The following is a 13,106-nucleotide window of genomic DNA, read 5'->3' on the forward strand; positions in this document are numbered from 1 at the left end:
AGGCGCTGCCTGGAAGACAGTAAAACAAACAATCAGGTGGCGGATGCGGCGCATGCGGGTTCGGGACCGGTCGAATTCGTGATCCCGACCAAACTGACGAATGTTGGTTAATCCTTCGTTATTTTTTTGCAAATTGACACTGCACGCCTGTGTATTTCGGGTGCGTTCGCAAGAAGGCTTGTTCAACCTCATCTGTCCGCTGGAATTTGAAGCCTGTTTCCGCCTTGCTCACTGTCCTCAAAATGGTCTTGAACAGCAAACGATGTTCGCAGAAAGACCCTGATTCTCCTTAGATTCGGCACAATTTGAAACGAGACAGAAAACATGGGCAAAATTCTTGCGTTTTGCATTCACAGCTTCTTGAACTGTCCGCCCTCGTGTCATAGTTCTGCGCGATGCTGAACAAAGAAAGAAACAATGGCTAATTCCACTCTCGATTCCCTTCAAGAAGATGGCATGGACGACATGACCCAGAGCCTGGTTTCGGCGGAACGGACCCTCGAGACGGAAATTGCCGGATTGAGTGCCGTCAGAGCGGCATTGAAGAACGGACTGGCCGCCCCCTTCAAACAAACGTTTGAACTGATCCGCAACAGCTCGGGCCGCGTGATTGTGACAGGCGTTGGAAAGAGCGGGCACATCGGCACAAAAATCGCCGCAAGCCTCGCCTCGACCGGTACTCCATCCTTTTTTGTTCATGCAAGCGAGGCCTCGCACGGCGATCTGGGAATGATCACGGCGGACGATGTGGTTCTCGCCCTGTCCTGGTCAGGCGAAACCCAGGAACTTGCAAGTATCGTCACGTACACTCGACGTTTCAAGGTGCCGCTAGTGGCGGTAACGTCGCGCGAGGACAGCGCGCTCGGCAGGGCATCGGACATCGTTCTGAAACTTCCAAGCGTTGCCGAAGCTTGTCCGCATGGTCTTGCACCGACAACATCAGCGCTCATCCAGCTGGCGATCGGTGATGCGCTGGCGGTCGCTCTTCTGGAAGGCCGCGGATTTACGGCTCAGGATTTTCGCGTGCTTCATCCGGGCGGTCGTCTGGGCGCTAGCTTGAAGAGCGCCAAGGACATCATGCATTCCGGCGAAAGGCTGCCACTCGTATCAGTCTCCACGGCAATGAGCGAAGGCATCGTCCTGATGACCCAACGCGGATTTGGCGTGTTAGGGGTCACGGATGAACTGAACCGGCTGATCGGCATCATCACTGATGGTGACCTGAGACGTCATGTTTCCGCAAACCTCCTGGAAAAGACCGCCGGCGACATCATGACGAGATCACCAAAGACCGTACCACCGGATGCCCTGTCCGCGTCGATCCTGGAACTGGTCAACAGCCTCTCGATTACGTCGGTTTTTGTAATTGAAGACGGCCGTCCGGTTGGCATCGTGCATCTTCATGATCTGCTGCGGATCGGAGCCGCCTGAACACCTCGCAGTCCGCCCCGGGCAACGGATCACAAAAGCGTTTGGTGCGGAAAAAAGTTCGCATATTCCGCTTCTTGTCGATCCGCATTAGGATTTGATTAGCCATAATCCACTTAGACTGCACCCAAGTTTCACTGGCTTGATGCCACAGACATTGGTGTGTGAACAGAATGGATCTGGCGACCCTCATCGGTATTCTTGGTGCGTTTGGCATCGTTTTGACCGCTATTTTCCTGGGCGGCAGCTTCACGCAATTTGTCGATGTACCCTCGATGCTGATCGTTATCGGCGGCGGCCTCGCGGCCACACTGGTCAGGTTCCAGCTCGCCGACATTGCAAGCGCATTTGTGACCGGCTTCAAGGTCGCTCTTTCAGGTAAGGGCAACAGCCCCCGCGATCTCATCTCCGAAATCACCAATCTCGGCGAGACCGTGCGTAAATCCGGCCCGCTCGGCCTGGAGAATGTCGACGTCTCGGATCCGGTGCTCGCCAAGGGTGTTCAGTACATTGCCGACGGCTACGAGCTTGAGTTCATCAAGGAGGCGATGGAGCGCGAAAGGGATTTGCAGCTCTCCCGCCTCTCCGAAGGCCGCCGTGTGATGAAAGCTCTCGGCGACTCAGCTCCGGCCTTTGGCATGATCGGGACGCTTGTCGGTCTCGTCCAGATGCTGGCCAACATGGACGATCCGGCAGCAATCGGTCCGTCCATGGCTGTCGCGCTTCTCACCACGCTTTACGGCGCTCTTATCTCGAACATCATCTGTCTTCCCCTTGTGGACAAGCTCGATGCGAAATTCGACGTGGACGAGCTCAACCAGACATTGATCATCGACGGTGTTTGCCAGATCCGCGAATCCAAGAGCCCGGCGCTCATCAAGGAAATGCTGGTGGCGTATCTCCCGGAAAAGGCACGCGCCGACCTGGCCGAAGCAGCCTAGAATAGATCCGAACGGACCAGAGCCATGGCGAGAAAAAAACAGCAAAGCGGCGGAGGGGCACCGGATTGGCTCGTGACCTTTGCCGACCTCATGTCGCTGCTCGTCTGTTTCTTCGTCTTGATTATCTCCTTTTCCATTCAGGACAAGGAGAAACTGCAGGTGGTTGCCGGTTCCATGCGCGAAGCATTTGGCGTGAAGGATACCGCCCGCAAGACCGGCATCATCGAGGTCGAAGGCATTCCGATCCGTGACTATATGAAGGATATCAGCCAGGCCGAGCAGGAAATGGATTCCGACTTTGCCACGGAGCCCCATGAAAAGCGGCGCAAACAGGGACCGGAAGCAAACACGCACGACACGCTGGAGGCCGAGATCGAAAAGCCGCGCCAGTTTGCGACTGCAGCGGCTTCGCTGCGCCAGGCCTGGCAGGAGATGCCGGAGATTACCGAAATCTCCAGCAACATCATTCTTGAAGAGACCGAGGATGGCCTGAACATCATGCTGGTCGACCAGGACGGCCGTTCCATGTTCCGCGAAGGATCCAAATACCCTTATGAGACCACGCGGCGGTTGATTGCGAAGATGGCGCCGGTCCTGGCAAAGATGCCCAACCGCGTCGAAATCACGGGGCATACGACAGCCGGAAGACCAACCGATGATCCAAGTTTTACCGGCTGGGATCTGTCAAGCGAGCGCGCCAATGTTGCCCGTCAGATACTTGCCGAATATGGCGTTCCGGAAGATCAGTTTTTTGCCGTCGTCGGAAAGTCGGACACAGAACCTCTCTTTCCAAACGACCCATATCTCGCTGCCAACAGGCGTATCGGCATTCTGCTGAAGGCAGAGGAACCGCCTATACCGCCCGGGCACTCGCCCTGATCCCGGACGCTTCAGGCAATCAATCAGCCGGACTGACGACCAATCTTACACCGTCGATCGAATCGACCCGCACTTTTGTGCCGGCGGGAAGATCGGGGCCCGTTATGCGCCAGATCGTATCGTCGATGGAAAGGTTTCCGGCGCCCTCGCGCAGGGGTTTTTGCAGGGTGAATTCCCGTCCGATGTAGCGGCTGCCGCGCTGGTTCAGGCCGGGGTCTCCCGTTTCGGAGGCCAGCTTCAGCATCATGCGCCGACCGATCAGGAGACTTACGATCGACAGCACCAGGAACAGACTGACGAGAACCTGCCAGCCAGGGTCAAAAACGAGCGCGATCACACCCACGACAAGCGCGGACAGGCCGAACCACAGCAGTATGCTGCCCGGTGCGACAACTTCCAGACCCAGAAGCAGGAGCCCCATGACAAACCAGGTCCAGGGTCCGAGCGCTCCGATGACGTTTTCTATGAGCGTCACGAGGATTCTCCGCCTGGTCCGGTGTTGGGAATGCGGGACCCCGTGCGGTTGTTCTTTGCCTCATCACCGAAGGCTTCCTTGGCGATTTCCCCGATCCCGCTCAGCGAGCCAAGCAGCGATGTCGCTTCCATCGGCAGGATCAGCGTCTTCTGATTGCGCGAGGTGGCCAGAGCCTGGAAGGCTTCAACATATTTGTTGGCAACGAAATAGTTGATTGCCTGAACGTCGCCCGAAGCAATCGCCGCGCTGACCATCTGCGTTGCCTTGGCCTCGGCTTCTGCTTCGCGCTCACGGGCCTCTGCATCGCGGAACGCGGATTCACGCCGGCCTTCCGCCTCAAGGATCAGCGACTGTTTTTCGCCTTCCGCCTGAAGGATCTCCGATTGCCGCTTGCCCTCCGCTTCCAGAATGGACGCGCGCTTGTCACGCTCGGCCTTCATCTGTCGCGCCATGGCGTCAACCAGATCCCGCGGCGGATTGATATCCTTGATCTCGATACGGGTGATTTTCACACCCCAGGGCTCAGCCGCGGCATCAACGACCCGCAGAACCTTCGCATTGATCTCGTCACGGTTGGACAAAAGGCTGTCGAGATCCATCGAGCCCATGACAGAACGAATGTTTGTCATCGTCAGGTTCAAAATAGCATTCTGGAGACCCAGCACTTCATAAGCAGCGCGGGCTGCATCGAGAACCTGATAAAACGTGACCCCGTCAGCCGTTACGGTAGCATTGTCCCGTGTAATTACTTCCTGTGAAGGAACATCGAGAACCTGCTCCATCATGTTCAGTTTGTGGCCGACCGTGTCGATGAACGGGATAATGAAATTCAGGCCGGGAGACAGTGTCTTCCTGTATTTTCCGAACCGTTCGATCGTGTAGTTGTATCCTTGAGGAACGGTCTTGACCCCGGCGAAAAACACCAGGATGACCAGAACCAAGAGGCCAATCAGAAAAATGCTGAATCCATCAATATCGATCGGCATGAATTTCTCCCGTAAACGTCTGCAATTGCGCGGGCACTATGCTCTCTTTCACTGAGTCGTTCCAGCGCAATTGCCCGAGAAAACGGGGCACTTTCGAATACCGTTAGATTTCTCTTTATATTGCGGTGATGACCGGACGGACGACGTTTATTGACCGACGTTTTCCGGCGCTCGTCATTGGGTCCTAATATGGCTCCAACGACTTTCGCTTTGGAGTACCGCTGATCAAACAGCGAATGATGCCGTCAGTCGAACAAGATCAAATAGGCAAGCCGCCATTGAGCGGCTTATGCCATTCAGAGCCAGCCGCCGAGTTCCCGACGGACAATGTGCTCAATCACGTTCATGCCGAGATCCGTGTCGTTGAGACAGGGGATATGCGTGAAGTGTTCGCCGCCGCCCTCTTCAAAGATTTCGCCTGCCTCGCCCGCGATTTCCTCCAGCGTTTCCAGGCAATCGGAGACGAAGCCGGGATTCATCACGGCAATGTTCTGAACACCGTCATGAGCGAGCTGTTCAACGGTCTTGTCCGTGTACGGCTGCAGCCATTCTTCGGGCCCGAAGCGCGACTGAAACGTTACGCGCAGTTTTTGATCATCCCAGCCGAGCACCTCGCGCATCAGACGCGTGGTTTTCATGCAGTGGCAGTGATAGGGATCGCCGCGTTTGAAATAGGATTGCGGAATGCCGTGATAGGACGTCAATACCACATCCGGCTCGAAGTCCAGCGTCTCCAGATGGTCCTTGACCGACTGCGCCAGCGCGTTCACGTAGACCGGATCGTCATGGTAAGGCGGCACGGTCCTGATGGCCGGTTGCCAGCGCATCTCGAGCAACGTCTTGCAAACGACGTCGTTCACTGTTGCTGTTGTGGTCGCCGAATATTGCGGATAAAGCGGAAATACGAGTATGCGGTCGCAGCCCTCGTCCTTCAGCGCCTTCAGCTTGTCGGGTATCGACGGCTGTCCATAGCGCATCGCCCAATCCACCTTGACGCGCTCGCCTTCTCCGCCAAGCATATCCGTCAGCTTGTCAGACTGGCTGCGAGTGATGGTACGCAGCGGCGACTCGTCTTTCTCGTGGTTCCAGATCTCGTCATACGCCTTGCCGGACTTTCCGGGGCGAGTCATCAGGACGATGCCATAAAGGATCGGATACCAGATCGCACGAGGCCACTCGATGACCCTTTTGTCGGACAAAAACTCACGAAGGTAACGGCGCATCGGCCAATAGTCCGTCGCATCCGGCGTACCCAGATTGACCAGAAGCACACCAACCGTTCCGCTTTTTACCGGCGGGTGGTCCTTCGGCAAATGCAGCTTCTGAAAATCGGCGGTCTTGTCCGCCACCTTGTCAGCGGTCAGCGGGTTGGTTGGTTGAACGTTCATCGGCTCGACATATCCCTCAGCGGCGTGTCCTCTCATGCCATACATAGGCCAACCTTCAGTCAAGGCCAATGCGGCATAGCGCTTACGCTGAACAAAGGCACCGGATCACAGGGCAATGATACTTTGCGTTGGCATGAACCGAAAGCCTGCACCCCACGCGCCAAATCCTTTGAGCCTGAGAACCGGTCAAGGCCCGCCGGACCTTGTGCAGGTGCCTGTCGTATCGTCCTTGACGTGCCTGATCCGGCACGCCATTCGGTGACCTGTCGACTTTGCATGGCTCTTCAAACGGACGATATGGTGGATACCTCAGCCTGGTCGAAACGCTGTTTTCCCGGATTTGTCATCCCGGTTTGCCGTGCAAGCGGCAAGACCGGGACCCAGTAGACTGTGGCAGAGTTGCTTTCGCCGGCGCTGGCATCTGCCGAAGCCCTGACTGCGCAGGGATGACAACGGGAAGTCAGCAAGAAACAGGCATACGACGGAAGCCATCTGACAGAGCGGTTTCCGGGCTGCTGTTGCCCTCAGCCATATTCCCTTTCATCGGCGATGACCTTGCCGTCATTCGGCAGCGCACCTGGCGAGACAATCTGAACGTCGCCTTTCAGACGAGTGATATCTGTCAGGGTCATGGACACACGTTCCGACAGTCCGTCTTCAAGCGCGTCGGTCTCAACGGCAAGCGTCATTGCGTCGGCTTCACCTGCGCGGGTCACGGCTAGGCGTGCCTTGCTGACTTCCGGATGTGCCGCAACGATCTGGGCGATCTGCGATGGATCGACGAACATGCCTTTGACCTTGGTTCTCTGGTCTGCCCGCCCCATCCAGCCGGCAAGGCGCATGTTGGTGCGCCCGCAGGCGGATTGCCCTGGAATGATCTTGGAAAGGTCGCCGGTCGCAAAGCGGATGAGGGGATAAAGGTCGTTGAAGTTGGTCACGACAAGCTCACCGACTTCACCATCAGCGACTGGTTCACCTGTCCCGGGCCGCACGATTTCAACGATATAGTCTTCGTTGACAACCATCCCTTGGCGGGCCGCAGTCTCATAGGCGATCACGCCGAGATCGGCCGTCGCGTAGCATTGTCCGACCGTTATCCCCTGAGCCTCGTATTCCTCCCTGAGCGTTGGAAACAGCGCCCCGCCGGAAACAAGTGCCTTCTTGATGGAGGAGACATCGCGGCCTTGTTCCCGGCCCCGGTCGAGGAGGACCTTGAGATAGTCCGGTGTGCCGACGAAGCCGGCTGGCTTGAGGACTTCGACGGCTTCGACCTGCATATCCGTATTGCCGACGCCAGCGGGGAAAACCGTGCAGCCAAGCGCAACCGCGCCCTGATCCAGGATGAAGCCACCGGGGGTCAGGTGATATGAAAACGCATTCAGGACAATGTCGCCTTTACGGAAGCCCGCGGCAAACAGGCTGCGTGCCCCGTTCCAGGGATCGAGCCCCGGAGCTTGCGGTTCCCAGATCGGACCGGGAGACATGAAGACGCGCGCCGCTTCGGAGAGGTCTCCCGCCAGGTACCCGCCGAAAGGAGGATTGGCGCGTTGCTGTTCCATGAGATCGGATTTACGCAGCACCGGCAGTCCGGACAGCGCCTTCCTGTCGCGAACGCCTTCAAGATCATGGCCCGCAAGCTGTTTTTCCCAGCCGGCTGCGTGATCGCGCGCATGTGCCAGAAGATCCGGCAACCTGGCAAAGAGATCCCGTTCACGCTGAGCGGGATCCTGCCGCTCGCGCGCATCAAACTGTTGATCGCTCATGGTCGTCTCCGCTTGTTCGGCCCTGCGTTGAGAACGCGTCAGGCCAGCCAGCGCTTCCTTCGCTTGTAGTGTTTGACATTCCGGAACGAGCGGCGGCCTTCGCCTCCGACGCCCAGGTAGAATTCCTTGACATCTTCGTTCTCGCGAAGCGCCTTGGCGTCGCCGTCCAGAACGATACGGCCCGATTCCAGGATATAGCCGTAGGTCGCGTATTTCAGCGCAACGTTGGTGTTCTGTTCCGCCAGCAGGAAGGAGACACCCTCCTTTTCATTGAGCTGACGGACAATTTCGAAAATCTCTTCGACCAGCTGCGGTGCGAGACCCATGCTGGGTTCATCAAGCAGGATCATTTTCGGCCGGCTCATCAGCGCACGCCCGATGGCGCACATCTGTTGTTCGCCGCCCGATGTATATCCCGCCTGGCTCTGCCGCCGCTCGCGCAGGCGCGGGAAATAGTTATAGACCATCTCCAGATCGGCTTTCACAGCCGCATGCCCGTCCTTGCGCGTATAGGCGCCGGTGAGCAGATTTTCCTCGATGGACAGGTGGCCGAAACAGTGGCGCCCCTCCATCACCTGAATGCATCCCCGCCGGACCAGCTCGTTGGGCGACAGTGCCTGAACCTCATCGCTGTCGAAAAGGATCGTTCCTTTGGTGACCTCGCCGCGCTCGGCACTCAAGAGGTTCGAAATCGCTTTCAGTGTCGTCGTCTTGCCCGCGCCGTTCGCACCGAGAAGCGCCACGATGCCGCCCTTGGGAACCGTCAGCGACACGCCCTTCAGCACCAGAATAACGTGGTCGTAGATGACCTCGATATTGTTCACCGACAGGATCGTCTCGGCTGCGTCCGTAACACTGTCCGAAGACGATTGATCTACATCCTGCAATGCCATTCCATTTTCTCCCGGAGAGCTCCGCCGCATACAATATGCGGCGGAGCGGACTGCCTGATCAGTTCGGGCAGGGTTCGGTGCGCGCGGGCCACGGCGCATTCTTTTCCGCGTAGTCGGCGGCAGCCGCCTCCAAGAGCGGACGCACGACGTCTGTCATCGGCTCGATCCAGCCTGAGACCTGGCGCCACTGGCTGCCGTCCCACTCCTGGATAAAGACCGGATGGCTTCCCGCATGGTCTTCACAGGTCACCTTCATCGGATGCGCGAAACCGGAAAGCCCCAGTTCTTTCAAGCGGGCTTCGTCCAGATCGAGAGCTTCCAGGCCCATCCGCATGTCTTCACCGGTGATGACCTTCTTGCCGGTCAGCTCCTGTGCAGTGCGGATGCCTTCGGCGATGATGACCGAGTTCAGAACGCCGCGGTTATAGAGTGTTCCGCCAATCGTTTCGGCATCGGTCGAGCTTAGACCGGCATCGACGACGTGTTTCTTGATGTCGTCAAGTGCAGGAAAATCGCTACCGACACCGGAGAAGTTCATGGCCTTGTAGCCCTTCGCTCCGTCTCCACCGGCGGCTGCGTCGTCATCGCCTGCGGACCACCAGACGCCGATGAACTTGTCCATCGGGAAGCGGATTTTCACAGCTTCCTTGATCGCGGTCGGGTTCATTGCTCCCCAGCCCCACATGACCATGTAGTCCGGACGATCACGGCGCACGTTCAGCCATTGCGATGACTGGTTCTGCATTTCCTTCACGCCAACCGGGTATTGCAGCAGCTCAAAGCCGTATTTTTCGGCTAGCTGCTCCAGAAGCGGGATCGGCTCGCGGCCATACCCGGCATCCAGGAAGATGTAGCCGATCTTCTTGCCCTTGAGGTTGTCGAGACCGCCTTCCTGCTCGCCGATATATTTGATCACGACGGACGCGCCATCCCAGTAGGTGTCCGGCACATTGAACACCCACGGGAACACGGACCCGACGGCAGCTGCCGACAGGCCATAGCCCATGGAGAGAACCGGAATCTTGTCAACACTGGCCTTCGGGATCAGCTGCAGGGTAATGCCCGTTGAATACGGATTGTACACCAGTGCGCCCTTGCCCTTGGTTGCCTCGTAGCACTCGACACCCTTTTGAGCGTTATAGCCGGTCTCGCATTCTTCGAGTTCCAGCTTGACGCCACCGATTCCACCGTCGCGCTCGTTCAGCATTTTGAGATAGTCATGCATGCCATTGGCGATATGAATGCCGGAAGCGGCAAACGGACCTGTGCGATAGGTCAGCAGCGGCACATAGTTGCTGTCCTCAGCCTGGGCGGCTGTCGTAGCAAGGCCGGAAAAGGCGACCCCGACGGCAACAGCAGTTCCAAGCGCAAGTTGCTTAATGCTTTTCATGTTTCTCCTCCCATGCGGCTCCGGACCATCCGGCGCCGCCAGACCAGTTGCGCCATTCCTCCCCGGATCGGTCCAAATCCGGATGACGTCGAAATGGTTGGCCATCCTAGTAGGGGAATGGCCAAACCCGGAGTTTCTGTTTCGCGATCTGCCAGAGCCGCGCGAACCCGTGCGGTTCAACGATCAGGAAGAATATGATCAAGGCTCCGACAATCATGAATGTGACGTGCTCGACCGTTTCCGCGGCGAGATCGATACCGATCGTGCCCGGAATGAATTTCAGAAAGACCGGCAGGATCCAGATAAACGCGGCCCCCATGAAAGCGCCTCCCAGACTGCCAAGACCACCCAGGATCACCATGAAGAGGATCTGGAAGGACAGCGCGATCGAGTAGGAGGACGGTTCGGCTGCGTTCAGCCAGAAGAACACCATCATCGCACCGGCAACGCCGCAGATATATGAGGACACCGCGAAGGCCAGAAGCTTGGTTTGAAGCGGGCGGATGCCCATCAGTTCGGCGGCAATGTCCATGTCGCGGATCATCATCCACGAGCGCCCGATCCGGCCACGCAGCACATTCGCCATCAGGAAGGCGATCCCGGCCGTGATGCACAGGACGATGAAGTAGCGTACGATCGGAGTTGCCTCCGCGCCGGATACCACCAGGCCGAATGCCTCGCGATGCGGAATCTCGATCGCGCCGGACGCATTGTAGTTGTAGAGCCAGCCGATACGAATGAAGCACCACTCCAGAAAGAACTGTGCGGCGAGGGTTGTCACGGCCAGGTAGAGCCCCTTGATGCGCAGGCTCGGCAGGCCGAATATGGCGCCGATTGCAGCCGAGAACACGCCGGACAGAAGCACCATCACGATGACATTTGCATCCGGGAAGATCGTGGTCAGCTTATAAGCCGTATACGCCCCGACGCCCATGAACGCGCCGGTACCCAACGAGAGCTGCCCGCAAAAACCGGTGAGCACGTTGAGTCCGATCGCCGCCAGCGAAAACACCAGGAACGGGATCATGATCGACGTCAGGAAAAAGTCGTTGGCAAAGACGGGAATGACCACAAAGGCAATGGCCAGGATGACCAGCAGTCCCACCCGGTCCTGCAGGATCGGCATAAGCGCCTGATCCGCCTTGTAACTCGTCTTGAATTGGCCAGCTTCGCGATAAAACATTCTTATACCCGCTCGATGATGCGTTCGCCGAAGAGGCCCTGGGGCCGGAACAGAAGGAAGATCAGGGCGATGATATAGGCGAGCCAGGATTCGATGCCGCCGCCGACAAGGCCGCCCCAGTAGAGTTCGCCGATCTTCTCGCCGAACCCTATGATAAGCCCGCCGACGATGGCGCCCGGAATGGATGTGAACCCGCCCAGAATAAGCACCGGCAGCGCCTTGAAGGCCACGATTTCCAGCGCGAACGAGACATCCGAACGAGCGCCCCACATGATGCCGGTGGCAAGCGCGACGAGACCGGCCGCGAACCAGACGATCGCCCAGATCTGGTTCAGCGAAATGCCGACGGAAAGAGCTGCCTGGTGATCATCGGCCACCGCCCTCAGCGCCCGGCCGATCCGGGTCTTGTTGAAGAAGATGCCGAGCGCTGCAACCATCAGCACCGCAATCACCGCAGCGGCGATATCGATATGCTGCAGGATAACAAGACCACGCTCGCCAAATTCGATTGCTGTCGACCCGGTCGGCAATCCGAGTTCCTCGGTAATCATCTGTTTCGGCTCGCCGCCGAAGACGAATTCCCCGAACCCGATCAGGAAGTAGGTCAGGCCGATTGTCGCCATCAGCAGAATAATGTCGGGCTGGTTGACGAGCGGCCGCATGACGACCCGCTCCACGCCATAGGCGAGGATGCCCATCGCTCCGATCGTCAGGGCAAGGGCAAGATAGGCGGGGACGCCGTTCTCATTGAGGCCGACAAGTGTCAGCCCGGCGAACACCACCATAATGCCCTGCGCGAAGTTGAAAACGCCCGATGCCTTGAAGATCAGAACGAATCCAAGCGCGATCAGCGCGTAGAGAATACCGGCGACAAAGCCTTCCCACAGCACCTGAAGAAAGAAATCCGGCATATCGTACATCTGCACGAAGGGATCGATGAATATGTCGTAAAGCATGGTTCTTCTCCCCCTAGTGGCTCACGCCGAGATACGCATCGATCACATTCTGGTCTGCCTGCACGTCTTCGGGCGGACCGTCTGCGATTTTCTTGCCGTAGTCCAGAACGACCACCCGGTCGGAGAGGTCCATGACAACGCCCATGTCGTGTTCGATCAGCGCGATTGTCGTACCGAATTCCTGGTTCACATCGATGATGAACCGGCTCATGTCTTCTTTTTCTTCCAGGTTCATGCCGGCCATCGGTTCATCGAGCAAAAGAAGATCCGGTTCCATGGCGAGCGCACGGCCAAGCTCGACGCGCTTTTGCAGACCATAGGGAAGACGCCCGACCGGTGTTTTGCGGATCGCCTGGATTTCGAGGAAATCGATGATCTCCTCCACCTTCTTGCGGTGTTCAATTTCCTCACGCTCCGCCGGACCGCGCCAGATCAGCTGCCAGAAGAAATTGCGGTGCATTTTCAGGGAACGGCCGGACATGATGTTGTCGAGCGTCGTCATGCCTTTGAAAAGTGCAACATTCTGGAACGTGCGCGCGATGCCCTGGCTGGCTGCCTCATAGGGCTTCATCTTGCGCCGCTCCTTGCCTTGCCAGGTGATCGTGCCCTGCTGGGGATGGTAAAACCCGTTGATGACATTCAGCATCGAGGTCTTGCCGGCACCGTTGGGGCCAATGATCGCGCGGATCTCCCCCTTCAGGATGTCGAAGGAAATGTCGGTAATCGCCTTCACGCCGCCGAAGGACAGCGACACGTTGTCGACCCGGAGCAACTCCTCGCGCGGGGCCGCTTCGGCAACGCTGGCGGGTCCAGCACTCATATCC

General features: G+C 57.8%; 12 protein-coding genes. 3 read left to right on the forward strand and 9 right to left on the reverse strand.

Features of this window, described 5'->3' with window-relative positions:
- The first annotated feature begins 417 nt into the window (after nucleotides 1-417).
- The 3 genes from ABVF61_RS10970 to ABVF61_RS10980 all read left to right on the forward strand — a co-directional run bounded on the left by ABVF61_RS10970 (nucleotide 418) and on the right by ABVF61_RS10980 (nucleotide 3,248).
- Nucleotides 418-1,431 (forward strand): KpsF/GutQ family sugar-phosphate isomerase, encoded by a 1,014-nt coding sequence (locus ABVF61_RS10970; RefSeq protein WP_353993545.1) that lies wholly within the window; start codon nucleotides 418-420, stop codon nucleotides 1,429-1,431.
- 170 nt (nucleotides 1,432-1,601) lie between these two features.
- On the forward strand, nucleotides 1,602-2,369 hold the full coding sequence (locus tag ABVF61_RS10975; protein WP_353993546.1) for a motility protein A: 768 nt from the start codon (nucleotides 1,602-1,604) through the stop codon (nucleotides 2,367-2,369).
- A gap of 24 nt (nucleotides 2,370-2,393) precedes the next feature.
- Nucleotides 2,394-3,248 carry a flagellar motor protein MotB gene (locus tag ABVF61_RS10980; RefSeq protein ID WP_353993547.1) on the forward strand — a complete coding sequence of 285 codons (855 nt, stop codon included), beginning with the start codon at nucleotides 2,394-2,396 and terminating at the stop codon, nucleotides 3,246-3,248.
- A 19-nt stretch (nucleotides 3,249-3,267) separates the two neighbouring features.
- Here the strand turns inward: ABVF61_RS10980 and ABVF61_RS10985 are convergent, their stop codons facing one another.
- From ABVF61_RS10985 to ABVF61_RS11025, 9 genes are all read right to left on the reverse strand, one after another.
- Complete coding sequence (locus ABVF61_RS10985) at nucleotides 3,268-3,723, reverse strand: NfeD family protein (protein ID WP_353993548.1); 456 nt, start codon at nucleotides 3,721-3,723, stop codon at nucleotides 3,268-3,270.
- Complete coding sequence (locus tag ABVF61_RS10990; RefSeq protein WP_353993701.1) at nucleotides 3,720-4,697, reverse strand: SPFH domain-containing protein; 978 nt, start codon at nucleotides 4,695-4,697, stop codon at nucleotides 3,720-3,722. Before ABVF61_RS10990 ends, ABVF61_RS10985 begins: the two co-directional genes overlap by 4 nt.
- Before the next feature lie 308 nt (nucleotides 4,698-5,005).
- On the reverse strand, nucleotides 5,006-6,097 hold the full coding sequence (gene hemH / locus ABVF61_RS10995; protein WP_353993549.1) for a ferrochelatase: 1,092 nt from the start codon (nucleotides 6,095-6,097) through the stop codon (nucleotides 5,006-5,008).
- Nucleotides 6,098-6,621: 524 nt separating this feature from the next.
- Nucleotides 6,622-7,860 carry a phenylacetate--CoA ligase family protein gene (locus ABVF61_RS11000; protein ID WP_353993550.1) on the reverse strand — a complete coding sequence of 413 codons (1,239 nt, stop codon included), beginning with the start codon at nucleotides 7,858-7,860 and terminating at the stop codon, nucleotides 6,622-6,624.
- 38 nt (nucleotides 7,861-7,898) lie between these two features.
- A complete protein-coding gene (locus ABVF61_RS11005; protein ID WP_353993551.1) occupies nucleotides 7,899-8,753 on the reverse strand; it encodes an ABC transporter ATP-binding protein in 855 nt (284 codons plus the stop codon).
- Nucleotides 8,754-8,811: 58 nt separating this feature from the next.
- Nucleotides 8,812-10,143, reverse strand: coding sequence for an ABC transporter substrate-binding protein (locus tag ABVF61_RS11010; protein ID WP_353993552.1), 1,332 nt, complete (start codon nucleotides 10,141-10,143; stop codon nucleotides 8,812-8,814).
- Nucleotides 10,144-10,249: 106 nt separating this feature from the next.
- A complete protein-coding gene (locus ABVF61_RS11015; RefSeq protein ID WP_353993553.1) occupies nucleotides 10,250-11,326 on the reverse strand; it encodes a branched-chain amino acid ABC transporter permease in 1,077 nt (358 codons plus the stop codon).
- A gap of 2 nt (nucleotides 11,327-11,328) precedes the next feature.
- Nucleotides 11,329-12,282 carry a branched-chain amino acid ABC transporter permease gene (locus ABVF61_RS11020; protein WP_353993554.1) on the reverse strand — a complete coding sequence of 318 codons (954 nt, stop codon included), beginning with the start codon at nucleotides 12,280-12,282 and terminating at the stop codon, nucleotides 11,329-11,331.
- A gap of 13 nt (nucleotides 12,283-12,295) precedes the next feature.
- Nucleotides 12,296-13,102 (reverse strand): ABC transporter ATP-binding protein, encoded by an 807-nt coding sequence (locus ABVF61_RS11025; RefSeq protein WP_353993702.1) that lies wholly within the window; start codon nucleotides 13,100-13,102, stop codon nucleotides 12,296-12,298.
- Nucleotides 13,103-13,106 lie beyond the last annotated feature (4 nt).

This window comes from Roseibium sp. HPY-6, assembly GCF_040530035.1.
Taxonomy (GTDB): Bacteria; Pseudomonadota; Alphaproteobacteria; order Rhizobiales; family Stappiaceae; genus Roseibium.

Coding starts and splice junctions, on each gene's coding strand:
- ABVF61_RS11025 (WP_353993702.1), bottom strand. CDS start 13,102: ATGAGTGCTGGACCCGCCAGCGTTGCCGAAGCGGCCCCGCGCGAGGAG.
- ABVF61_RS11005 (WP_353993551.1), bottom strand. CDS start 8,753: ATGGCATTGCAGGATGTAGATCAATCGTCTTCGGACAGTGTTACGGAC.
- ABVF61_RS10970 (WP_353993545.1), top strand. CDS start 418: ATGGCTAATTCCACTCTCGATTCCCTTCAAGAAGATGGCATGGACGAC.
- ABVF61_RS11020 (WP_353993554.1), bottom strand. CDS start 12,282: ATGCTTTACGACATATTCATCGATCCCTTCGTGCAGATGTACGATATG.
- ABVF61_RS11000 (WP_353993550.1), bottom strand. CDS start 7,860: ATGAGCGATCAACAGTTTGATGCGCGCGAGCGGCAGGATCCCGCTCAG.
- hemH (WP_353993549.1), bottom strand. CDS start 6,097: ATGAACGTTCAACCAACCAACCCGCTGACCGCTGACAAGGTGGCGGAC.
- ABVF61_RS11015 (WP_353993553.1), bottom strand. CDS start 11,326: ATGTTTTATCGCGAAGCTGGCCAATTCAAGACGAGTTACAAGGCGGAT.
- ABVF61_RS11010 (WP_353993552.1), bottom strand. CDS start 10,143: ATGAAAAGCATTAAGCAACTTGCGCTTGGAACTGCTGTTGCCGTCGGG.
- ABVF61_RS10980 (WP_353993547.1), top strand. CDS start 2,394: ATGGCGAGAAAAAAACAGCAAAGCGGCGGAGGGGCACCGGATTGGCTC.
- ABVF61_RS10975 (WP_353993546.1), top strand. CDS start 1,602: ATGGATCTGGCGACCCTCATCGGTATTCTTGGTGCGTTTGGCATCGTT.